Genomic DNA, 23,382 nt, shown 5'->3' with positions numbered 1-23,382 from the left:
TGGGATGTCTCTACTAACTTACTGCCGCACCATCACAGAGCGAATCACAGCATTTGGCTGATACTTATTAGTCTGATAAAATCCCCCTTGACCAGCGCCATAAACTCCCGCAAATTGTTTCCCTTCAGCCTTGGGAACAAACATAATTTTTCTAGTGGGTTGCTTGGCAAATACAACCCCTTCTCTCATTTCATTATCCACGTTATAAGATAAAGTAGCTTTGCCGTAAATTGCCTCAGCTTGTTTCAGAGTCATTCCCGGCCCGACGCCCTGAACTGTTTTATAATTAGGATTGTCAGTCATCAAAAGTTCAATAACATCCGTATCTTTTAGCTTTGTACCCGCAGCGTAGATAATCCGATATTGCACTTTTCCCGATCGACTAACTGCCACAGCATCAAAGTCTACCATAAAAGGAGACTCTACTTTAAACTGTGCTGTGGAACCGAGAGCCTTTTTCAATTGTCCTAAAGTCATCCCCACCTTCGCCGCTCCAATTGTGCGATCGGAAATTGTTAAACTTGCAGAAGGTGTTTTTTGAGCAGTTTTTGCCGTTTCCCCCAACTTATTTGCACCCCCTGGCGCAACAGCGGAACCCGGAACCGAAATTAAGGTGAGGTAACTGCCGATCGCCAGCAAAGCAGCTATCATTGATCCAGACAAAATTTTAAGATTCAACATGACTAATTCTCCTAGATTTCAAATGCGACTATCTACCCGCATCTTTTTGACTATCCTGGGCCTCACCCTCCTAGTTTGGATTCTCAGAGGTGTTGGAATATTGACATTCATTCCCGGTGGTGTTATCTGGATACTGATTTTGTTGTCTTTTGTTGCGGGTATCCTCAGCACTTTACTCCGTCGGTAAGCCGGCATCCGGTAATTAATAATAGTTTTTTGACTGTTCACTGTTCACTGTTGTCATAACAAATAACAAATAACAAATAACAAAATGCCCAATGCCCAATGCCCAATGCCCAATGCCCGTTATTTTAGTTTCATTGCCTTTCCCACTGTCACATTCAACTGAGCGCCGATCAGCATCACCAAAGAAGAAAGATCGAGCCACAGCAGCAACACAATAAAAGTTCCGATCGTGCCGTAAGTCCAACTGTAATTGCCCAAATGCAAAACATAAAACCGAAATAAAGCTGAAAATAGCGCCCATAAAATAGCAGCAAAAACAGCTCCAGAAAAAATAGGAATATCTGGTAGGCGGCGGCTAGGCCCGTAGCGGTAAACAAAAGCAAAAGCCAGTGATATAATTCCCAAAGAAATCGGCCACCGCCACAGCCGCCAAACACCTAACAGTTGCGACTCCAAAGGGCAAGTGCTCGCGAGGAGCAAGCAATTTTGAACATCTTTTAAATCGCAATTGGCGACGGACTCCAGCAGGCAACTCTGGCGGGCAATAGCTTGTACAATTAAGTCGCTGACAAAGACTACTCCCGATGCTAGAATTAACAGCACAATTGTGCCGATACTCAGCGCCAAAGAAATAAGTTTTGCTTTCCAAAATGGTCGAGTTCGATCGCTAGGGATTTCATGGATGCGATCGAGTGCAGCCATCGCCGCGCTCATTACTCCCGAAAATGCCCAAATCGAGGCAAGAAAGCTCACCGAAAATAGCCCTTTATTGCGAGTTAACAGAATTTCTTTGATTAAGCCACCAATCAACTTCCGCACGTCATCGGGTATAATTTCGCCCAAAAGACGGGCGATTTGATAAAGTGTTGACTGCAAAGGTTCAAAGAGGGCAATCGCAGATAAGATAGCCAACAGCCCCGGAAACAGCGCCAGCATAGAATTGTAGGCCATTTCCGCAGACAGCCCCGGCAAGCGCTGCTCTCCCGCCTTCGCGCCGACTTCCTTGAGCGTGCCCCAAGTCAAACACCGACAAAACAGCCAAAAACCCCCAAATTTCCGTTTGAGAGCTCCAAGCAGCCTCAAAAATGCCTTAAACAAAGCTAAAATCAGGTAGCGCAACCAGTAAAAAATGTTCATAGCGCACAGGCAATGGGGCGAAAGATGAGGTACAAAAGTCGTTAATTAATTAAGCCATTATCAACTCGCAATTGCCAATTCCCAATTCCCCAATCTAAAATCTAAAATCTAAAATCTAAAATCAATATTATGGCTCAAGATGTCAGACAGTGGTTAGATGAAATCAAGCGGCTGCAACAGCAGTTAACAGAAGTTTCGCGCGATCGCGATGAGGCCGGTGAAAGTGCCGCTCAGTGGCGTCAACTCTACAATACCGAAGCCGAACAGCGGCGGAATGATGCCAAATTAACTCAGCAAACCATCGCTTCTCTGGAAGCACAAATAGAGCAATTACAAAATTTTTCCCCCATTATGCCCGAAGGCGATGATGCTGGAGTTGCTCGCCAGCAGGAAGTGGAACAACTGCAAACAGTCGGCGAACTTAAAGCTAAGTTAGCAGAAGTTCTCGAAGAGCGCGATCGGGCGATCGAACAAGTTAAACAACTTACTCAAGCCCTCAAACAAGAAGAAGCCCGTCATGCTGAAACTAGCAAAAATTTAACTAGCGCCCTCGGAGATGCCGTTGACTTGCTCACGAAAGCCCAAAATCCTGCCCCTGCAAAAACGGAGACAGTATATTCTTTAGAAATAGTACCTACTCGCACTGCAAATCCTGGCGAAACTGCGATAGAAATCCGCCAAACTTCCGCCCAAACAGGCAAAAATCCCGCCCAACTTCCACCTTCTAAAAATCAGTTACTCGATTTACCGCCCTTTGGGAATTAGGAGTTACAAATTAAGGAATTGTCGGCATGGCGACTCCCCTTAGCAGGTGGGATTTAGTTACCGATGTGTTGTTTTTGCTTTTCCTGCAATTAAGCGGCATTAATTTCTCAGCTTCTTGATGATATTCAATTCCGGTTGTATCGGAATGATTAAACCACAGAGGACGCAGAGGATACAGAGAAAGGGAAGAGAGATGAATACAGGACGATGAAGGGCTGAGTTGATATTATTCCGCATCTACGGATAATATACTAATCGATGTAACTGTACTATATCCCAACCTATAATCTGCATTCAAAATTTTGAGGACTGCCAAAAAATCTTCCTCTCGTCGTACCAACCTACAGTCTTTAGATAGAACTTAATCGAGCTAGATTCTACTACTATCGACAACGACTGATGCGCGAGGAAACTTGATGAAGGCAGAGATATCCATAGTCTGGAAAAAGATTCAGAGCATGATCGACAGCTTTATGATCATGCTGCCTAATATTGTGCTGGCCTTAATTGTCTTTGCAATTTTTTACTTTGTTGGAAGGCAAATTAAGAGAGTGGTCAGGCGACTTACCCGCCACCACTACCAAGCTCGAAATTTGGGGCTGGTGTTAGGGCGGTTAGCCCAGAGTGTGATCGTTTTAGTTGGTCTATTTATTTCTCTTTCGATTGTAATTCCTACATTAAAAGCTGGCGATTTGGTGCAACTGCTGGGAATTAGCGGGGTGGCGATTGGTTTTGCATTTCGCGATATCTTGCAAAACTTCTTAGCCGGTATCCTAATTCTGTTGACGGAACCGTTCCGAATCGATGACCAAATTGTGTTTAAAAACTTTGAGGGAACGGTAGAAAATATTGAGACCCGCGCTACAACAATCCAAACCTATGATGGTCGGCGGATTGTCATTCCAAATGCCGAATTGTTTACGAATTCGGTGACAGTGAATACTGCTTTCGATAAACGCCGCATGGAATACGATATTAGTATTGGTTACGGCGACGATATTGACCAGGCCAAGCAGTTAATCCTGGAAGCACTGTACAGCCTGAAGGAGGTTTTGAAAGATCCTGCACCCGATGTACTGGCGATGGATCTAGGAGAAAGTACGGTCAATATCCGCGTTCGGTGGTGGATTGCTCCGCCGCGCCGAATTGACGATCTGCGATCGCGCGACAAGGTAATTTGTGCTATTAAAAAAAAGCTATATGTGGAAAACGGCCTCGATTTGCCTTATCCCACGCGGAACATCTTGTTGCACGATCGAACCGAAGAGACAGATGGCGATCGCTCCCAGCAGCGTGAAGGATGGCCCGCAGACAAAGGTAAACTTCCGAAACCTCGTCGTATTAGTAACTCTGTGCGAAAACTGACGCAAGGGCGATCGCAAATTGACGACAATGGACAATCTTAAGCGCGTCACAATTCATGAAAAATATCAAGTTGAGAAAACTTTGGGAGTCGCTACACTACGATCGTGCAACCGGAATTGATATCACCCGCCGAGTGATCAAAAAAGTAACAAACCAGGATTGATATGAGGCATAACTTTCAAGCAAAAACCACAGTCCGATTGCCATAAACTAAAACACGATTTTGTAAATGATATCGCACGGCCCTTGCTAACACAACTCTTTCTAAATCTTTACCTTTGCGAACCAAATCCGACACTTCATCGCGGTGACTCACGCGCACAACATCTTGTTCGATAATCGGGCCCGCATCTAACTCAGGTGTAACATAGTGGGCTGTTGCACCGATAATTTTTACCCCTCTTTCATAAGCCCTTTCGTAGGGATTTGCACCCACAAACGCGGGTAAAAATGAATGGTGAATATTAATCACATGGGGAAATTTTCTGATAAAATCTTGACTCAAGATTTGCATATATTTAGCCAGAACTACTAAATCAATATTATATTTTTTAAGAAGTTCTAACTGTTGTGCTTCTGGAATAGCTTTATTGTCTTTAGTAATGGGAATATACTCAAAGTCGATACCGTATTGTGCGGCAATGGGCTTTAAATTTTCATGGTTGCTGATAATCAGGGGAATTTCACCTCTGATTTCTTGCGCTCGCTGTCGCCAAATTAAGTCTAATAAACAATGATCTTGACGGCTGACCCAGATCGCAAGCCGTCGAATTTTTTGGGAGAAATGCAGTTGCCAATTGGCTTGTAAATCCTTGGCAATTTCACTAAAAGCAGGTGTTATTTGTTCGGTGGTTAAGTCAAAATCATCTAATTGCCATTCTAGCCGGCTCAGAAATAATCCGGCGGTAAAATCTGTATGGTGATCGGCGTGGATGATATTGCCGTTGTGGGACGCGATAAAATTGGCAAGTAAGGCGACGAGTCCTTTGCGATCGGGACAGGCAATTAATAGGGTTGCAGTAGGGCTAGTCATTGTATAATCGCTAAAGTTTTATTGACGCTCCGCAGCATACAAGCTCTTTGAAGTTATTCTTTAGGGTGTACGCTACGCAACTTACTGTTACTAGAACTACCGCCGTTTGGTAATCAGGAATTTAAAATACTGCTTACTCCGAAGATTTGTTGTGCGGTTAACTGCAAGTCTGGGAAGAGTGAAGAAATCAGTCGATCGCTCTTTTGAAACAACTGTTTTTGATACTCATCTTCTCGCAGCATACAAATCGTAATTGTCGGCTGTTTGGGTTTGCCAATATATTCTCTGCCGCCAATGCCCAGATAATCCACAATCCAATACTCAGGCACTCCCAGCAGTGCGTGATCTTCAACTTTGCGGGCGTATTCGTTCTGCCAATTGGTGCTGACGACTTCAGCGATTAGTTTAATTGAGTTTCCCGATGTAATTACAGGTTCTTGTTGCCACAAAGGTTCATTAATTAGTTGAGTTCGATCTACTACAAGTACGTCGGGGCGAAACGCTGTTGCTGTTCCTAATAATTTGATCAGACAGCGAGGGGGAATAAAGTAGGGTAGATCCACACGATCGATTTCTACATTGAGTTTTCGACCGAGGAAGGCGGATACTTGTTCGTGCGGCCCCGTTGGTTCCATTTCGGTTAATTCACCATCGATTAGTTCGTAACTATCGCTGTCGCCAAAGTTGGCAATAAATTCATCAACACTTAGAAGTTTGGCAGGTGTTTGAACCATTCTGTTTGCTCCTGGTGATGAATTAAGAATTTTTTTAACGAACCGCAGAGGACGCAGAGGACGCAGAGGAAGAGAAGAGAGAGAAGATGACAAAGAGTTTTCATATTTCCCTGTTCCCTCTTCCTTCTGCTAAAATCCCATCGCCCCAGCTACTGCATCCAAAGTCGGAGCAATGCCACTTTTAAATTGATTGTTGCTGTGATTAATTGCGGTATCCGGGTCTTTCAAACCGTTACCAGTCAACACGCAAACCACCGTCGCCCCAGTCGGAACTTGGTCTTTTACCTTCAGCAAGCCGGCCACAGAAGCTGCACTCGCCGGTTCGCAGAAAATCCCTTCCTGTGACGCTAACAAACGGTAAGCGTCGAGAATTTCGGCGTCGGTGACTGCGGCAAAACTGCCGCGGCTGGCTTCGGAAGCTGCGATCGCCTGTTTCCAGCTAGCGGGGTTCCCGATCCGAATCGCCGTCGCCAGGGTTTCTGGGTGCGCCACCGGTTCTCCCGTCACCAACGGTGCAGCCCCGGCAGCTTGAAATCCCATCATCTGCGGCAAGCGCGAACATTTTTTGGCTTGGTGGTATTGACAAAAACCCATCCAGTATGCTGTGATGTTTCCCGCATTTCCGACGGGAATGCAGAGCCAGTCGGGGGCGTCGCCCAAGGCGTCCACCACTTCAAAAGCTCCGGTTTTCTGGCCTTCCAATCGGTAAGGATTCACCGAATTTACCAAGGTCACGGGGTAGTTAACAGCCATTTCGCGGACAATTTCTAAAGCCCGATCGAAATTTCCCCCAATCGAAATGACTTCCGCACCGTAAAGCAAAGCTTGCGCCAACTTGCCCAAAGCCACGTAACCTTCGGGAATCAACACGAAAGCTCGCATCCCCCCGCGTCTGGCGTAGGCGGCGGCGGAGGCCGAAGTATTGCCGGTACTGGCGCAAATTACTGCTTCGGCACCAGCTTCCTTTGCCTTGGAAATCGCCATTGTCATCCCCCGGTCTTTGAAACTACCAGTGGGGTTGAGGCCGTCGTATTTCACTAGGACGCGCACGTCTCTACCGATGAGAGAGGCGATCGCAGGTGCTGGAATCAGGGGAGTATTGCCTTCTTGGAGCGTCACTACCGGCGTGGTTTCCGTCACCGGCAGGTAGGGGCGATAAGCTTCGATCAAGCCGGGCCAGCCGTAGCGTTTCGGCTCAGCGGCGCGGGCAGCAGAGTTAGCAGCAGAGTCAGTAGCAGGTAGAATCAGGGTCACGGTGTCAATGGTTTTAGGCAATGGCCGAAGAATTTACACTAATTTTAGCTCGATCGGTTAATTTGATGTTTAATACGATCGGTTCAGGTTAAAGTAACTTAATGGTGTGAATGTGTAGATATGTCTACTCAATTACTGATGTCAAATAATTCATCGACTCTTTCCCGGCCTCAAGTTACCGCGAGCAATCCCGAAATGGCTAGTTCTTCTACGCTATCGACCAGTTTTGCCCGCAAAGTAAATTCAGTGAAGTGCCCCTACCAAGCCGATCAGCAAGTTAAGTTCCTGCACTTGCAAGCGGAAATCGAATCCTTGCTGCTGGAAGTGCAAAGCCTCAAACAGCGCTCGATCGCTGGCTTGCGGGAGATCGACCCCATTTCTGGCAGCAACAGCAATTAGCAGACAACAGTCGCTAATGCTAATTGTCCTGCCCCTGTGTTATAAAAACAAAGGTTTTGCTACCCGCAGTGTTTTTTGCCGAAAGTGCTAGAAATTCCTAACTGCGGATAGCGATCGCTAGCTTTTGCTAAAACGCGCTTGCCTACAGCTCAACTCGTCTGCTGCTTGCTGGCAACGAGCTGACATTTTACGGCGCTTTTTTATTGCGCTAATTTGTTAAGCCATCGTCATGGCATACGGAGAATCGAAATCAGTTTATGACAGCATCGATCGAAAAACCACTAAATTTGACATCCGCAAGTGACACTTCCAACCTGCGCCTGAAAGATATTCTCAAAACCCTGCCGCGGGAAGTATTCGTCAAAAACCCCCGCAAAGCTTGGACAAAAGTAATCGTCAACGTTCTTTTAGTTGCGGTCGGTTACTGGGGCATAGCAGTCTCTCCTTGGTTTCTACTACCCCTAATGTGGATTTTCACAGGAACCGGATTAACCGGTTTTTTTGTGATCGGTCACGACTGCGGTCATCGGTCATTTGCTAACCGCCGCTGGGTAAACGATTTAGTCGGACATATTGCATTTCTGCCGTTAATTTATCCGTTTCACGCATGGCGGCACGGACACAATTACCACCACAAGCACACCAACAAACTTGGCGAGGATAATGCTTGGCACCCGATGACAGCAGCAGACTACGCTGGCGCGCCCAAGGCTTTACAAATAGCTTATAGTTTAATATTCGGTTGGATGTGGTGGATCGGCTCGATCGCCCACTGGGCAAAAGTGCACTTTATGTGGTGGCGGTTCAAAGGACAACAGAAACAAGAACAAGTGCGGTTTTCAGTTTTTGTAGTTTTAATCGGTGCTGCGATCGGATTTCCGATTTTAATTGCAACCACAGGCATTTGGGGATTTGTCAAATTTTGGTTGATGCCCTGGCTGGTTTACCATTTCTGGATGAGCACTTTTACGATCGTCCACCACACAGCACCAGACATTTCATTTAAAGAACCCGAAGAATGGAACGAAGCCCAAGCGCAACTATCGGGAACAGTTCACTGCGATTATCCCCGCTGGGTAGAGTTTCTGTGCCACGACATTAACGTGCACGTTCCCCACCACCTTTCAACTGCTATTCCCTGGTACAATTTGCGCCTCGCCCACAGCAGCTTAAAGGAAAATTGGCAAGATCATCTCTACGAAACAGAATTTTCTTGGTCTTTAATGAAGCGGATTGCCGACAACTGTCACTTGTACAATCCCGCTGGTGGCTATCAAACATTGCAGGAATTTAACGCTAAAACAAAGTAAGTTTTAAACGCGATAAATGCCATAAAAACCCGGTTTTTCAAACAAAACCGGGTTTTTCGATATTACAATCCGTAGCTTTTGTAAGAAACGGAATGTGCGCCCTACTCTCAATATCACAATCCTTACCATGATTAAATCAGTCATTCCCAATCTAAAATCTAAAATCTAAAATCTAAAATCGAATGACTTTCAATCCCAATAACTGTCGCAACGAAAGCGAAGTAGAAAGCAAACTGATTGTCAGCTATCTGCTACCAAAGTTAGGCTATACGCCGGACACTTGGCACCAAGAAATCGCATTTGGGACTATTCGTCTAGACTTCCTCTCATTTGCAACCCAAGTTATCCCCATAGTTGTCGATGCAGACTCGCCAATGAGTGTAGTTATGGAGGCTAAACATCCGAAGGAAAATTTAGACCGCCACCTGCGAAAACTCCATCGCTATTTAACAAGTTTGAGCATCCGCTACGGACTCATAACTAACGGTAAAGAAATTAGAATTTATGAACGAGTCGCCGATGATATTCAGCCAGTTTTTAAGTGTGCTGGAAAAGACATTGAAAATAGAATTGATGAAATTATCGCTTTAATTGGCAGAGATAGTTTAAAATTCATAAAAAATCCCGATAATCTCGAACTGGAAGATAGTAAAATTAATTTGGTTAGTCCTGAGTTAATTAGCGAAGTCCCAGTACAGCTCAACAATCCCGCCACCGCAGAACCTGAGCCAAGTCAAATCTCAGAACGGGAACAAATACCTGAAACTTATCCAGTTAAGCCTCAAGTTAAATCCGATGTAACCGTTTCCCCAAAAAGCCAAAATAGTATGAAAATTATTGCAGTTTACCACAATAAAGGCGGCGTTGGCAAAACTACAACAGTAGTCAATTTAGCTGCTGCGCTGAGCAAGAAAGGTAACAGAGTCTTGGTAATCGACTTAGACAGTCAGGCAAATACAACCTTTGCGACTGGTTTAGTAAAATTTGAGGATGAAGAACAAGATGATTTGAAAGATAATAATATTCTTCAAGTTTTGCAATCAGAAGACTTTTTCTCGATCGAAGAAGTAGCTCGCAAGTCTAATTTTTGCCACCCCGCAATAGATGTGGTTCCTTCCCACATAGATTTAATGCAATATGAGACGGAACTCAATCAGCTCGATTACAGCCGAATGATTTTAATTCAGAAACTAGCAGAAGTACAGGATAAATATGATATTGTACTGATTGATACGCCACCATCGTTGAATTTTTATGCTAGAGTTGCCCTAATTGCAGCGGATTATTTAATTATTCCTTCTGACTTAAAACCTTTTGCCAATCAAGGACTGATTAATGTCAAGGATTTTATTAAAAAAGTTAATGGATTCAAAAAACAAATTGGCAAGAAACCTCTAGAAGTTTTAGGTGTACTCCCTTGCAAAATCTCCACAAATGCTAAATTTGTACAGTACAGTTTACCCAAGCGGAGGGAGGCAATTCCCAAACGCTACGGCTTTGAAATCATGGAAAGCGTAATTTATGAGAGGGACGATTTAGCAAAGTGTGCAGAACAATTTCAAATAGTCGGGAATATGGAAATTGCCGATCCGATTTCAGTTCTGGACTTTAAGCCTGATTCCATCGCCTCCCAAGAATTTGAAATGCTAGCAATAGAAGTTTTGGAAAAAATAGGTAAAAACTAATGAAAAAATTATCTCCGTCACTGGTTGCAGTGAAAAAAATTACATCCGCAGTTCCCCGTTCCAATTTTGCAGAGCCTGATTTAGAGAAATTAGCCCGACTAATTTTAGAGTCAGGAGGATTGATTAATCCGATAATTGTCCGCCGAAACGGTATGGATGCTTACGAAATAGTAGACGGAGACTTTGAATATTATGCGGCGGCGAGAGCAAAGGAAATAGATGCTTTCAAAGGGGAGACAATCGGAGCATTCATCCTGGAAGAAGAAAATGAAGAACTTCTCCTAGATCAACTTAAAATTCTCAGAAAAACCGCAAGAGCTGAGAATCAAAGTGTAACTGTGGTTCCGCAACAGTCCTCCAGCTTTGAACAGCGGCTGACCAATATTGAAACTCGATTGGAAAACAGAATTAATGAATTAAAAACCGAGTATACGCGGGAAAAACAGGCGCTGATAGAGAGGGTTAAAGATGTTGAAAGCCGGATTCCCAAACCTGTTCCGCTGTTGGAAGCACTCAACACTCAAGATAAATTCAAATTGGCTACAAATTTGAAAAATGCTGGCATAAAAGCTCAAACAATAGAACAAATCATTAAAGAGCGAGATTTGGAGCAGTTTGCATCTTTTGAAAATGTGTTGGAACGCATGAAAGGTAAAGGGTTAGGCGAGAAAACAATGATTAAGCTTATTGACAAGTGGCAAAAATATTTATAAGCTTTCAGCCATCTCAATTGCATTTTTGGGGCGCTCAAAGCCCGCCCGACAAAATTTGAAAAACCCGATATGACTCGGCGGTTGAAACCCATCCTACAGAAACTTTCGCCCCTCTCGCTTGAGACTAAAGAATAAGGGCGATATTAAAGCTGGCTTTCGTATAAATCGCAATTGCGATCGCAACTCGCAACGCCAGCCCGATCGCCCTGACGCCAAAATAAGTAAAGATGAGTAAAGCAGTGGATCATTGGTGTCCCGCAGGCAGTTAAACTCATCACAGTCGCTTTTTTTAGGAATTGCAGTAACTTTTGCCGTAGCTTGCGGGGCGGGACGCCATCGCCCGGGCTGTCACCGCACAGCCAGTCACACAGTTACAGCAGCACGCCATATCTCCCCCAGATAACCGAGTTCGATCGCAGGCTGGGAAGACTCAGCCCAAGAAACCCTTTAACTTACCACGGTCTGGGTAAGGTGTTTGTCTCGCACCTTACAATTTGAGTTCTTGGGTTAGTCCTGCATCCCTTAAAACGCCGGCTGTAAAGTCCAAACATACATAAATACCTACACATCAGATTTTCATGACAAAAGGGGACTTGTAACAAGATGGATCGATCGTCCGATCAAAACCAAATAGTTGAATATTTGCGGATTAAGCCAATTAGTCACACTCAGATTTACACTTCCCAAATTGCCATACCAGAGCCTCATCGGGGCGAAATTCCTCGCGAACGCCGCGAAGCTCTCAGGAGAAGTCTGATCGAGCAAGGCAGCAACTTAATTCCTTTAATTGTACGCCCTACCGAAGCTTACAGCAACGAAGAAGAATATGAAGTGGTCTGCGGCTCAGATTGGTGTATTGTTGCTAAAGAACTCGGCACCGAGCAAATGTGGGCGTGGGTATTTGAAATGACCGACGAGGAGGTAGCTGTTGCTCAAGCAGAAATGGAACATTTAGCTCCGCAACCGACTCATAAAACAGCACAAATTGAGACTCTACTGCAACAATTTGAGCTATCATTTCAAAAAAAGGTAGATAGTCTAACAAAACAAATAGAACAATCTGTTAAAAAAAATGAAGACCTGCTAAAAAAGCACGTAAAAGCTCTAACTGAGCAGAACTTTGAGCGTAACCAAATAGAACAGATTAAGCATTTGCTCGAACAAGTGGAAAAAGCATTTCAGGAAAAGGTAGATAAAATGGCTAAAAAAATTGAACAATCGAGCAGCAACCGTCCGCCAAAATCGGCTGTTATTTCTGAGGTAAATCTTGAAGGTGCTTTGATACAGTTGGATGAACTGGAAAGACTGCTGTCAATAAAATTAGAACGCACAGTCCAAACAATTAATCAGTTTGTTTCCGAGGCCATTGAAGACGTAGAAAATGACCTGAAAAATCAAATTGAAACACTCCGCGGCCAACTGGGAGCCGCAGCGACTCACTCAGAAAGACAGCCAGAGGCACAGCCGAAGAAGCAGTCAAAAACGCAGCCGAAGAAGCAGTCGAAAGCACAGCAGAAACCTCAGTTACCGCAGTTGCAGTTGGAGTTGCCGTTTCCGTCCCCGTCCCCAGAAGAAGACTACGAAAGTCTTTCGCTGAGACGGTTGAAGGCGATCGGCAAAGACAGGAAAGTGCGGGGCTACGCGCGCATGAAGCGACCGGAAATTCTGGCAGCTCTCAGACAAACTGACGGTCAATAAAACGCTAATTGCTAATAGTTAAAAACTAATTATTGGGTGCTAGATCGCGTTTTTAGGCAAAAAGCGCGATCGGGCTTTCAGAATAGTCCTCGGCAGAGATATGAAAAGCTTGCTAAAATAGACACACAACCTCTTACTCCTCACTAAGCAGCCATGTCCGCAACTGCAGAATTAGCTACTACCCAAGAGATACTAGAACAAGAGATACTAGAAAATGTTATCTTTCCTTCAGGCGATTTATACAGTGATGAACCTCCCGTGGAAACAGAACTGCATCTCCGACAAATAATCCTACTCCTCAACTGTCTAGAATGGCTGTGGCGAGATAGAAACAATTTTTATGCTGCTGGAAACCTCACCATTTATTACAGTCCCAAGCAACTCAAATCGAAAGACTTCCGAGGGCCAGACTTTTTTGTGGTACTCGGAACAGAACGAAAAACTCGTAAAAGCTGGGTAGTTTGGGAAGAAGAGGGAAAGTACCCCAATATTATCGTTGAAATCCTGTCTCCCAAAACAGCGGATATAGACAAAAACTTTAAAAGACAACTCTATCAAGATACTTTTCGCACTCACGACTACTTTTGGTTTGACCCAGAAACTTTAGAATTAGCTGGGTTTCATTTAGTTGACGGGGAATATGAACCAATTGCACCGAACGAATTCGGACATCTGCGGAGTCAGCAGCTCGATTTGAGTCTCGGAATTTGTGGCGGAAAATTGCGTTTCTTTACAGCAGAAGGAGAGCTTGTCCCTACTCCTGAAGAGGTTGCAGAAAGGGAGACTGAACGAGCCGACGAAGAGGCTCAACGAGCCGGACAAGAAGCTCAACGAGCCGATCGCCTGGCCGCGAAACTGCGAGAATTAAATATTGATCCCGATACAATTTAGTCCAGCCCCTACTCACAAAAACACGGTTTACTGCCGCGTGTATCGGTGCTTCACCCCAATCGGAAAATACTCGGCATCGCCCATCGCAGTTAATGTCACCACAGGTAACTGATATTCTGGCGGCACATAATTAGCAAATTCGCTGTTTAGCCGCCGCAATTGCGCGAGAATTGAAGATGCGATCGCCTGCTGCATCTCCTCGTCGCCATCCACCCCCGGTGCTAATTCCACAACCACCGATAAAAACCGATTTTGCTCCGCATCTTCCTTGACTTGCAGCACAAATTTTCCCGTCACCCATTCCCGAATCGTGGGAACTTCTAAACCTACGGTGACATTTTCCGGGTAAATGTTGGCACCGAAGTAGGAAACGGTAAAGTGCGATCGCCCAAATACATAGACAAATGGCAAGCAGCGAATCCCTCTGGGGAAATCAGAAACTTTCATAGCTGCTGCTTGCTGCAAACGTGCCACAGGGTTAAATCCCCATTCAGCCAAAAAATTGAGCATTGCTTCGTAACAAATTAAACCGCCGTTATCGGAGATGTGATAGCGTATTAGCGGGATGCCGTTGTCGCCAGAAAATAACAGCGTGCCGTCATTATTCACTTCAAAAAAGCGGCTTTTCGGATCGTACTGCACCAGCGTTGGCAAGCGCGATTCCCCGAATAAATTGCGTGCTGCTTCGGGATTGTTTGCTAAAAAGCGGCGGATGCAAATGCTCAGCGGTGTCTCGTTGCCTAAAACGCCGGCATCCGCAGTACCGTAAAGGCTCGCAGAGTTGTAATATAGATTGTCAGAATTAGTGCGATCGCTCACCAAACTCCGCCATTCTTCGCTAAACACTTCTCCCGCAAACACCATCTTAATTCGATATTTTTGCCACTCGACACCCCCAGCAATTCCGCTATCAATCACATCCTTGAGAAATGGCGGATATCCCAACAAAACTACTTGATCAAAATGCTCCCCAAGTTCCTGCACAACTCGAAATATTTCAGTCTTATTATTCCCAGGCGTCACAACTGTAACTGGATAGCCCTTACTCGCTAGATAGCGGCAGCAATTGGCTGTGTACATTCCGCCTACCCAAGTTCCCAACGGAAAGCAAATGACAGCTAAAGTTGAGCGAGTGTCGGCGTAAAAACTGTCGTGAAATATTTGTTCAAAACGAGCAGCAATTTGCAACTCGTCGCTGATAAAACGCGGCCAAAATGTCGGGTTTCCTGTCGAACCCGATGAAACAGCAATGAAATCGCAAGTTTCTAATTTCCCCTGGTGACACAACTGAGGTAGCGGGTGAGAGCGTAAATAATTCTCTTTGGTAATTAGGGGCAACTTTTGGAAGTCTTCAAAGGTTTGAATTGAGGCGGGATTGATGTTAAGTGCAGCTAGGAAAGTCTGGTAAGCTGGTACTGTGGCCGCGACTTTTTGAAAAAGCGCGATCGCCCCGGATTCGGCAACTCGATTCTGCTGGTGTTGCAATCGTTCCTCAAGCGGCGCCCTCAAAAACTCTTCCAACGCCCCAATTGCTCTCTGACGCTGTTCTGGCTGCATGATTTGCTCCTTAAAATGCCTATTTTGCACCCCGATCGCTCAAGATTCAATTAGTAGCGCTAACGCCCGATCGCACATTGGGCTGGACACTAAAAATTTGAACACATTTTGAGGTTGATCGAAAATATGGCCCAGTGGATAAACTTCAATAGCACGAAACTGCTGTTTTAACAATAACCACAGGGGATAGCCAAGCTCTCGATCGACTAATAAACACAGACACACTATGGCAAGATTAATTCAGCGATCGCCCAAAACTCCCAGTCTCAGTCAAGCGTGAAAATCCGACGCAGCAAGTTCCAATGAACAATCCCATCTACCCCGGCATAACTCTCAACAACCACTACCGCATCGTCCGCGAATTGGGACACGGAGGCTTCGGACGCACCTACCTCGCTGAAGACGCCCACCGATTTAACGAACCCTGCGTTTTAAAAGAATTTGCGCCCCAAGTACATGGAAGTTACGCTTTACAAAAATCCGAGGAACTGTTCGAGCGGGAAGCGGGAGTGCTCTACAAGCTGCAACACAATCAAATTCCCCGCTTTCGCGAACTCTTCCGCGTCAGTATCAGCGATCGAGGCTACCTATTTTTCGTCCAAGACTACGTACCCGGTCAAACTTACCGCTTCCTGCTCGACGCCCGCAAGCGTCAGGGTTTGCGGTTCATAGAAGCAGAAATCAATCAATTACTGCTGCAGATTTTGCCCGTGCTCGAATACATTCACTCTTTGGGAGTGATTCACCGCGACATCTCCCCGGACAACCTGATTCTGCGGAGTTCTGACGGGATGCCCGTGCTGATCGACTTTGGCGGAGTAAAACAAGTCGCCGCCACCGTAGAGTCTCTATTCGCTGAGGCTAACGGCACTCCCGCCCCCGCGACTCGCATCGGCAAGCTCGGCTATGCTCCCGTCGAACAGATGCAGATGGGCATTGTCTCTCCCCACAGCGATTTGTACGCTCTGGCGGCCACGGTTTTGGTGTTGCTGACTGGGAAGGAACCCCATCAATTGATCGACAGCCATACCCTGAATTGGAACTGGCGGGGGGAATGTTCCCTGTCTCCGAATTTGTCCCTGGTGCTGGATAAAATGCTTGCTCAGCAGCCGAGCCAGCGTTACTCCTCGGCTCGCGAGGTAATGCTCGCTCTCTCCGGCAATCCGCCGTTACAGCCACCTTTACCACCAGCCCCGGATTTTGGGATCACCCAGCCACCAGATTTCTCGCCTATACCCGTGCCCGCTCCCACACCAAAACTGCCGGGAACTCCGGTGCGAATTGCTGCTATTGGCAATCAGCAAAAGATGCCTGCTTGGAAAATGGTTTTGTTTGTGGTGGCTGTGCTATCAACTATGGGGGGAGTTGGCTGGTTTGCGGGCAATTCTTTGTTAAATCTGCAATCAAAAGTGCAGAAAGTTTCCCAGCCTCCAAGCCCGAAGCAGCAGCAAGAAGATGCTTTGCAAGATCGCTTTGTCAAGCTCAAAATTGACGATCGATTCTATAGCGGTTACGTCAACCTTGTGGACGAGACTTTTTATGCCAAATACCCGGAATTGGGGGGACGATTGTTAAAAGAAGGCGATGAAGATCGCCAATGGCGCGAAAGGTGGCAGAAAATCGGCGACGAGTTGCTCGATAAGCTGGAAAATCTCAGCAGCAACGCTAGAGCGCGGTTGGGCACTTACGACACCACTGATATCGATCGCTGGAAAACTGAGGTTAACAAGCTGAATTTGAGTAGTCGGGCTTTGTACGATTTGGCTGATGCTAGGTTCTTTTATTGGTTTCCACAACAGCCGCGCGATCGCAATATCATTGGTTTGCCGATCGGACAAATTTGGCAAGCAATTACCGCCGACGAACTCGAAGCCTTACAAGCTGGAGCAACTGTTGAAAGCGTTGAATTTGACCGCCTATCGAAGAGCAAAAGCCTCACAGGGAATCTCAAACCCGGAGAAGGGAAAGCTTACATTGCCAGGTTCGCTCAAAATCAAACTTTGCGCGTGAATTTGCAAGCACCGCGCAAATCTACCCTACTGTCAATTTATACTCCGGGGCGGACAAAGGGCGCGCGAGCTTTGCTGGAAGATGCAGAAGGACTTAGTTGGTCTGGATTGCTGGATGATGCTGGTTTTTATGAATTCGTGGTAGTTTCTCAAGCATCTGAGCCGATCGCTTACGAGTTGAACCTGACGGCAGAATAACTGCTATTGACGCTCTCTATCCACCCAGGCAATAATAAGGTAATACCAATCAGGTAAGTTTTCCTGTTCAAACAAAGAATATGCTGAGATTCGCGATCGTAGGTTTAGTGACTTTTGGATTAGTATTAGTGACTGCACTAGGTTTACATCCGGCCAATGCGACAGTCAGCAGTCCCGAATTTTATGCTTGGAACTTTGCCTCTGTAGGCAGTAGCGAGCTGGTTTGTAAAAAGACCGTGGTAGTTCCGCAAGACCGGATAATTCCGTCATCATCCATGCACGCTGTCAGTATCACTTCTGCAATTGTAGATTCCAAGTTTTGCGCGAATTCCACTCAGCCTGTGAATTTAGGCCGTGGATAAGAGAATTTCCGGTTATATAGCAATCCTAAATCATGTGTGAACTTCTTACTCCCTCCCCGAACCCAGGGGGAGGGTTGGGGCGGGGTAAAAAAATTACGACTCCGGCAATGATTGCTATAGAACCATAATTAAGTTTTCCGTTAGTCGATTTTAGATGTTAGATTTACTTCACAGATGAATCTGGGAGATTGAACCTTAATCTAAAATTTTTATCTCTCCACTACTGTTGTCTGAAAGCAAGTATATTTTTTTGGATGAATCAGGATGCAGCATCCTGATTCATCCATGGAGAGAAAACTCTAGTTTTTAGTACAAACACGGACGAATTATGAACAATTAACCGGACATAATATAAGTGATAGCCTGAGTAATTTTCGCCCTGGGCGCACTGAAACTGTTCGCTATTTTTTTTTATGAGAAATATTGGGTATTTTGTAATAAAAGTTTATCAAAGGAGTCGGGCGCAGCAGTTTTCAGCTCTTGAAAGAGAGCGAAATCTTCCCAATTTAGGCAGTTCTTTGATTGTGACTTAAGAACTGAGGGAAAATATTCAGCCATTTGGCTAATCATTTATTGGCTAATTGGCCCAATTACTAATTCCCTAGTTTGAGTATGCTAGAGTTAGTCAGGTTCAGATATATAGTGCCATCTGTTATCTAAGTATCATGCTCAAAATTTTGGTAATTGAGGACGACGAATTAATCCGGGAAACTCTTCTGCAACTCCTGGAATCTCACAGCTACCGGGTCATTGCGGCCGAGAACGGTCGAGTTGGGGTGCAGATGGCACTTTCGGAGATACCGGATTTAATTTTGTGCGACGTGCAGATGCCGGAACTCGACGGTTATGACGTGTTGCGGACTCTGCGGCAAAACTCGCTGGCTGCAACAATTCCATTTATTTTCCTCACGGCTCAAAGTGACAAAACCGATTTTCGTCGGGGGATGGAATTGGGGGCAGACGATTACTTGACAAAGCCGTTTACCAAGGCTGAATTGCTGGGAGCCATTGCTTCTCGCGTCTTGAAACGGCAAACTATTACTCAACCGCTAACAGTCGCACTTCACCAAGCAGAAGCCAGACTCAAAGATTTAGTTAACGACTCCACCAAGGTTACAACTCTCTCTCCTGAAAAGTTTGCTCTCGAAGCTTTGCTGCGCCACGCTTTGGCACAAGGTGAGTTTCAGGTATACTATCAGCCGCAGGTGAATATTGCGACCGGTCAAGTTATCGGCGCCGAAGCTTTAGTGCGCTGGCAAAATCCCGATCGAGGTATAATTTCTCCCTGCGAATTTATTCCCTTAGCAGAAGAAACAGGTTTAATTATTCAGATTGGGGAGTGGGTATTGCTTTCAGCTTGTGCTCAAGCCGCTAGTTGGCTAGCGGCGGGGTTTTCGCCCTTTACAATATCAGTAAACTTGTCGGCCCGGCAGTTGTCCGACCCGGAACTCAAGGCGCGAATTGTCCAAATATTGGAAACTACAGGTTTAGAGCCTGCTAATTTAGAATTAGAAATGACCGAAAGCGCTTTGGTGGAAAATGCGACAGTAGCAGGCGCTACTTTAAACCAACTAAAAGCTCTAGGAATTCGGATTGCTATTGACGACTTCGGTACCGGTTACGCTACTTTAGGATATCTTAAGCAATTTGCTTTTGACAGTTTAAAGATCGATCGAATTTTCGTCCGTAATGCCAACGAAGATACTCAAAATGCTGCTATTACTACAGCAGTAATTTTACTGGGTCACAGTTTGAATATGACTGTAATTGCTGAGGGGGTGGAAACAGAAGCAGAACTAGATTTTTTGAAACAACATCAGTGCGATATCATGCAGGGGTATCTGTTCAGTCGCCCCGAACCAGCAGCGATAATTGAAAGTATGTTGGTTGCCGACCCGAGTTTGTTCGCGCCGCCCCCAGCAGCACCTGGTCGCGTTGTTCCTTTTGTACCTGTGTCCGAACCCGAAAAATCTAAAAACCTTTCAATGTCGGGTCTAGGAATAGTGTAAGTGTCACCAAAATTTCTGTTTTATAGGATAAAATTCTTTCTTTTACCTTCTATTTTCGGCATAAAAGTTGACGCTTCTTCATAAAAAGTTGTAGCTTTTGATGATAGGCCAATCAAAGAAAGAGATTGTTCCCCATATTGCTCTACTGCTTCCCCTTTTAGGCGCTAGGCGCCCCTAATTGGACTATTTGAGAAATTGTGGCGTCTTGAAATTGCAAGCCTTTATTAAGTTGCAGCAGGTAAACTCAATTAAGTTCCTACTTTGGGACTGGCAGTTTCAATAACTGTCCAACTGGAATTGGTGCAAGCCTGTCATGGAAAGAATATTAGTAGTGGACGACGAAGCAGACTGTCAAACAGTCTTAGCAATGTACCTGGAAAGTCAAGGATATCGTGTGGAATGTGCTAATTCAGGGGTTGAGGCGCTCTCGATGTTTGAAAATGCCCCCCCAGATTTGGTAATTTCAGATGTCATGATGCCGGAAATGGACGGGTTTGAGTTTTGTCGCCGTTTGCGAACTACCCGTTTGGGACAGTTAGTCCCCTTTATATTTTTGTCGGGTCAAGGCGAGTTGGAGTCAAAAGTTGAAGGTCATTCGATCGGCGGTGACGATTATCTGGTAAAACCTTTTCAGTCTGAAGAAATTTTAGCTAAGGTAAAAGCGCAGTTAGAGCGCTCTCACCGCATTCACGCCGAAATTGTCCGACTGCTGCAAACTTCTAGCGGTAGGGCGGTGGAACCACAGTTTGTGGCAGTATTGCCAGCACCTGCACCTTTGCCTTTAACACCAGCCGAGGAAAGAGTTTTTTGGGAGGTTATCCAGGGTTATACTAACAAACAAATTAGCGATCGGCTGTTTATTAGCCCCCGGACTGTGCAAGCTCATTTAAGCAGCATTTTCAGCAAATTACAGTTAGAAAATCGTGCCCAGCTTGTGAGATTTGCCCTAGAAAGAGGATACAAACCACCTCAAACTTAGCTCGGATCTCAACTTAGGGTGCGCCAGCCAGCGAGTCAGTCGATTTTAGATTTTAGATTTTAGATTTTAGATTTATTCCACAGATTCATCTGGGAGCTGGAACTAGGGTCTAAAATTTTGATCTTTCCACAACTTAAGTGGGGAACTTGTGTCCGTTTTTGGGCGGGAGCACAAACTCCCCTAGCTGCCGAAAAAATGGAGGCTGACGCACTCAGCAAGTAGATTATTCCACATTCAAAACACAATAAGGAAAAGTAGTGATCACGCAAACCCCTGGCCCCAAATTCGTACCTCGCAAGTTGGCACGTTCCAAATCAGCCTGCCGCACGTTATTCGCCGCATCAATATTTGTCCCGGTCAATTGAGCCCTAGGAAGCCTAGTATTTGACAAAATAGCATTCTGCAAATTAGTATCGCGCACATCCGCGAAAGACATATCTGCTCCGCTTAAATTCGCACGATTCAAATTAACTCTAAACAGCAGCGAACGCCTCAAATCTGCATTCGACAAATTAGCTTGCAGCAGATAAGCTTCCCCCAGATTCGCATTAAAAAGTTTAGCACCGCGCAAATCCGCACTCGTCAGATTCGCTCGCCCCAAAAAAGCATTAGACAAATCCGCATTTCGTAGATTAGCACCATTCAATTCAGCACCGTACATCTCGGCATTAACTAAGTTAGCATTTGCCAAATTAGCATCACTTAAATCCGCTTCTAGCAAATTAGCTTCATAGAGATTTGCTCCGCTTAAATCGGCTCCTCTTAAATTAGCTCTGTACAAGCTAGCCTTGAACAAATCAGCATTTCTCAAGTCACAACCTTCGCACTCTTTAGTTTCCAGCAATTGCCTAACATGATCGGGATTTTGAGCATTAACGGGAGCTGTCAGCCCAAACAAAGCTAAACTTGCCGTTACAGTTGCCAAGAGTTTAAGTTTCACAAACAAACCTCACTGCTACTTCAAACAAATTATACTAGCAAACTATAGAATTTAAACCCATATCTTTCTCTCTTTTCTCTTACTCTGCGTTCTCTGCGCCCTCTGCGGTAAATCTTCAAAAAAATGATTCGCAGCCAAGGATATAGACCTGCTGACAGCAAGGCGGGCAAAGCCCGCCCTACTTAACTTAATTAAGCTTCATCTAAAGCAGCAACACCAGGCAATTCCTTACCTTCGAGTAGCTCCAAACTAGCACCGCCACCAGTAGAAATGTGGCTCATTTGTTCGCCTAAATTCAACTGTTCAACAGCCGCCACCGAGTCACCACCACCGATAATTGTGGTAGTACCAGTTTTAGTAAGTCCAGCCAAAGAATGAGCGATTCCTTCAGTTCCCACAGCAAACTTCTCCATCTCAAACACGCCCATGGGCCCGTTCCAGATGACAGTTTTGCAATCAGCCAAAGCATCTTGGAAAGTTTTTACTGAATCCGGGCCGATATCCAAACCCATCCAACCATCGGGGATGCTTTCAACCGGGACAGTTTGAGTGTTAGCATCAGCAGCAAACTTGTCAGCAACTACCACATCAGTCGGTAACAGAAAAGCAACTCCCCGTTCCTTCGCCTTAGCTTCCAAAGACTTAGCCAGTTCCAGCTTGTCATCTTCCACCAAAGACTTGCCAACGTTCAAGCCGCGAGCTTTGTAGAACGTGAAAACCATGCCACCGCCCAACAGCAGTTTGTCGCATTTTTCGAGTAGTTTTTCGATGACTCCAATCTTGCTGGAAACCTTAGAACCGCCGATTATAGCAGCTAAAGGACGCTGAGGATTGTCGATCGCACTGCCGAGATATTGCAGTTCCTTCTCCATCAAAAACCCAGCCACAGAAGGACTCAGATACTTAGTAACGCCCTCAGTAGAAGCGTGAGCCCGGTGAGCGGTACCAAAAGCATCATTGACATACAAATCGGCCACAGAAGCTAACTTCTTAGCAAATTCCGGGTCGTTTGCCTCCTCCTCTGGGTAGAAGCGGACATTTTCCAGCAACAGCACATCGCCATCTTGCATCGCGGCGACTGTAGCAGCGACTTCATCACCGATGCAGTCGTCAGTCTTTTTGACTTCTTTACCCAACAATTCCGACAGGCGCACAGCAACCGGCGTCAAGCGCAACTTCTCCGTCACACCCTTGGGACGGCCGAAGTGGCTGCACAAAATCACCTTAGCGCCCTTGGACGCTAAATCTTGAATTGTCGGCAGAGCCGCCCGGATGCGAGTATCATCGGTGATATTGCCGTTGTCGAGCGGCACGTTAAAGTCCGCCCGCACCAATACCCGTTTGCCCGATAAGTCCGATGCCGATAAATTTGCTACAGTTTTTTTTGTCACAGGATTAACCTCCTAATATGTGTGTTTTTGTCGAATTCCGTTGAAATGGCGGCACTGGTCACTTGCACTTGGGCCTCGGACGCATT

Annotated in this window: 21 protein-coding genes; 12 read left to right on the top strand and 9 right to left on the bottom strand. The window is 45.6% G+C overall.

Annotation, left to right across the window (positions count from 1 at the left end; translation table 11 throughout):
* Positions 1 to 18: 18 nt before the first annotated feature.
* On the bottom strand, positions 19 to 681 hold the full coding sequence (locus QUA10_RS14865) for a hypothetical protein (RefSeq protein WP_333083266.1): 663 nt from the start codon (positions 679 to 681) through the stop codon (positions 19 to 21).
* A 306-nt stretch (positions 682 to 987) separates the two neighbouring features.
* On the bottom strand, positions 988 to 2,004 hold the full coding sequence (locus tag QUA10_RS14860; RefSeq protein WP_333083267.1) for a YihY/virulence factor BrkB family protein: 1,017 nt from the start codon (positions 2,002 to 2,004) through the stop codon (positions 988 to 990).
* Between the two features lie 129 nt (positions 2,005 to 2,133).
* Here QUA10_RS14860 and QUA10_RS14855 point away from each other — a divergent pair, with 129 nt between their 5' ends.
* Both QUA10_RS14855 and QUA10_RS14850 read left to right on the top strand, forming a co-directional pair.
* On the top strand, positions 2,134 to 2,769 hold the full coding sequence (locus QUA10_RS14855) for a hypothetical protein (RefSeq protein WP_333083268.1): 636 nt from the start codon (positions 2,134 to 2,136) through the stop codon (positions 2,767 to 2,769).
* A gap of 458 nt (positions 2,770 to 3,227) precedes the next feature.
* Complete coding sequence (locus QUA10_RS14850; RefSeq protein WP_333083270.1) at positions 3,228 to 4,175, top strand: mechanosensitive ion channel family protein; 948 nt, start codon at positions 3,228 to 3,230, stop codon at positions 4,173 to 4,175.
* A 137-nt stretch (positions 4,176 to 4,312) separates the two neighbouring features.
* Here the strand turns inward: QUA10_RS14850 and purU are convergent, their stop codons facing one another.
* The 3 genes from purU to thrC form a co-directional block, all read right to left on the bottom strand.
* Positions 4,313 to 5,167 (bottom strand): formyltetrahydrofolate deformylase, encoded by an 855-nt coding sequence (purU, locus tag QUA10_RS14845; RefSeq protein ID WP_333083271.1) that lies wholly within the window; start codon positions 5,165 to 5,167, stop codon positions 4,313 to 4,315.
* Between the two features lie 113 nt (positions 5,168 to 5,280).
* On the bottom strand, positions 5,281 to 5,901 hold the full coding sequence (locus tag QUA10_RS14840; RefSeq protein WP_333083273.1) for a Uma2 family endonuclease: 621 nt from the start codon (positions 5,899 to 5,901) through the stop codon (positions 5,281 to 5,283).
* 129 nt (positions 5,902 to 6,030) lie between these two features.
* Entirely contained in the window at positions 6,031 to 7,155 is a 1,125-nt protein-coding gene (gene thrC, locus QUA10_RS14835) for a threonine synthase (RefSeq protein WP_333086293.1), read from the bottom strand.
* Between the two features lie 120 nt (positions 7,156 to 7,275).
* On the opposite strand from thrC, the gene QUA10_RS14830 reads away from it, so the two are divergent.
* The 4 genes from QUA10_RS14830 (at position 7,276) to QUA10_RS14815 (ending at position 11,262) form a co-directional block, all read left to right on the top strand.
* The gene (locus QUA10_RS14830; RefSeq protein ID WP_333083275.1) at positions 7,276 to 7,554 is read left to right on the top strand and encodes a hypothetical protein; all 279 of its coding nucleotides are present in this window, start codon (positions 7,276 to 7,278) and stop codon (positions 7,552 to 7,554) included.
* 257 nt (positions 7,555 to 7,811) lie between these two features.
* The gene (locus QUA10_RS14825; RefSeq protein WP_333083276.1) at positions 7,812 to 8,864 is read left to right on the top strand and encodes a fatty acid desaturase; all 1,053 of its coding nucleotides are present in this window, start codon (positions 7,812 to 7,814) and stop codon (positions 8,862 to 8,864) included.
* Between the two features lie 182 nt (positions 8,865 to 9,046).
* Positions 9,047 to 10,549 carry an AAA family ATPase gene (locus QUA10_RS14820; RefSeq protein WP_333083277.1) on the top strand — a complete coding sequence of 501 codons (1,503 nt, stop codon included), beginning with the start codon at positions 9,047 to 9,049 and terminating at the stop codon, positions 10,547 to 10,549.
* The gene (locus QUA10_RS14815) at positions 10,549 to 11,262 is read left to right on the top strand and encodes a ParB N-terminal domain-containing protein (RefSeq protein ID WP_333083278.1); all 714 of its coding nucleotides are present in this window, start codon (positions 10,549 to 10,551) and stop codon (positions 11,260 to 11,262) included. The genes QUA10_RS14820 and QUA10_RS14815 overlap by 1 nt, the downstream gene beginning before the upstream one ends.
* A 143-nt stretch (positions 11,263 to 11,405) precedes the next feature.
* Here QUA10_RS14815 and QUA10_RS14810 read toward each other — a convergent pair whose 3' ends face one another.
* Entirely contained in the window at positions 11,406 to 11,537 is a 132-nt protein-coding gene (locus QUA10_RS14810; RefSeq protein ID WP_333086292.1) for a hypothetical protein, read from the bottom strand.
* Between the two features lie 328 nt (positions 11,538 to 11,865).
* On the opposite strand from QUA10_RS14810, the gene QUA10_RS14805 reads away from it, so the two are divergent.
* Both QUA10_RS14805 and QUA10_RS14800 read left to right on the top strand, forming a co-directional pair.
* The gene (locus tag QUA10_RS14805) at positions 11,866 to 12,960 is read left to right on the top strand and encodes a Rho termination factor (modular protein) (protein WP_333083279.1); all 1,095 of its coding nucleotides are present in this window, start codon (positions 11,866 to 11,868) and stop codon (positions 12,958 to 12,960) included.
* 153 nt (positions 12,961 to 13,113) lie between these two features.
* Positions 13,114 to 13,851: a Uma2 family endonuclease gene (locus tag QUA10_RS14800; protein ID WP_333083280.1), complete on the top strand. Its 738-nt coding sequence runs from the start codon at positions 13,114 to 13,116 to the stop codon at positions 13,849 to 13,851.
* Positions 13,852 to 13,878: 27 nt separating this feature from the next.
* On the opposite strand, the gene QUA10_RS14795 is transcribed toward QUA10_RS14800, so the two are convergent.
* The gene (locus tag QUA10_RS14795; protein WP_333083281.1) at positions 13,879 to 15,408 is read right to left on the bottom strand and encodes a phenylacetate--CoA ligase family protein; all 1,530 of its coding nucleotides are present in this window, start codon (positions 15,406 to 15,408) and stop codon (positions 13,879 to 13,881) included.
* A gap of 302 nt (positions 15,409 to 15,710) precedes the next feature.
* On the opposite strand from QUA10_RS14795, the gene QUA10_RS14790 reads away from it, so the two are divergent.
* The 4 genes from QUA10_RS14790 (at position 15,711) to QUA10_RS14775 (ending at position 20,965) form a co-directional block, all read left to right on the top strand.
* Positions 15,711 to 17,615 (top strand): serine/threonine-protein kinase, encoded by a 1,905-nt coding sequence (locus QUA10_RS14790; protein WP_333083282.1) that lies wholly within the window; start codon positions 15,711 to 15,713, stop codon positions 17,613 to 17,615.
* Between the two features lie 80 nt (positions 17,616 to 17,695).
* On the top strand, positions 17,696 to 17,977 hold the full coding sequence (locus QUA10_RS14785; RefSeq protein ID WP_333086291.1) for a hypothetical protein: 282 nt from the start codon (positions 17,696 to 17,698) through the stop codon (positions 17,975 to 17,977).
* A 665-nt stretch (positions 17,978 to 18,642) separates the two neighbouring features.
* Positions 18,643 to 19,986 carry an EAL domain-containing response regulator gene (locus QUA10_RS14780; protein WP_333083284.1) on the top strand — a complete coding sequence of 448 codons (1,344 nt, stop codon included), beginning with the start codon at positions 18,643 to 18,645 and terminating at the stop codon, positions 19,984 to 19,986.
* Between the two features lie 313 nt (positions 19,987 to 20,299).
* Positions 20,300 to 20,965, top strand: coding sequence for a response regulator (locus QUA10_RS14775; RefSeq protein ID WP_333083285.1), 666 nt, complete (start codon positions 20,300 to 20,302; stop codon positions 20,963 to 20,965).
* 223 nt (positions 20,966 to 21,188) lie between these two features.
* Here the strand turns inward: QUA10_RS14775 and QUA10_RS14770 are convergent, their stop codons facing one another.
* Both QUA10_RS14770 and QUA10_RS14765 read right to left on the bottom strand, forming a co-directional pair.
* Entirely contained in the window at positions 21,189 to 21,905 is a 717-nt protein-coding gene (locus QUA10_RS14770; protein WP_333083286.1) for a pentapeptide repeat-containing protein, read from the bottom strand.
* 191 nt (positions 21,906 to 22,096) lie between these two features.
* Entirely contained in the window at positions 22,097 to 23,296 is a 1,200-nt protein-coding gene (locus tag QUA10_RS14765) for a phosphoglycerate kinase (RefSeq protein WP_333052811.1), read from the bottom strand.
* Positions 23,297 to 23,382: the final 86 nt, after the last annotated feature.

This window comes from Microcoleus sp. Pol8_D6 (genome assembly GCF_036700965.1).
Classification (GTDB): Bacteria; Cyanobacteriota; Cyanobacteriia; order Cyanobacteriales; family Microcoleaceae; genus Microcoleus.
Note: the sequence above shows the minus strand (reverse complement) of the source record. Positions and strands in the feature narration are given on the sequence as shown.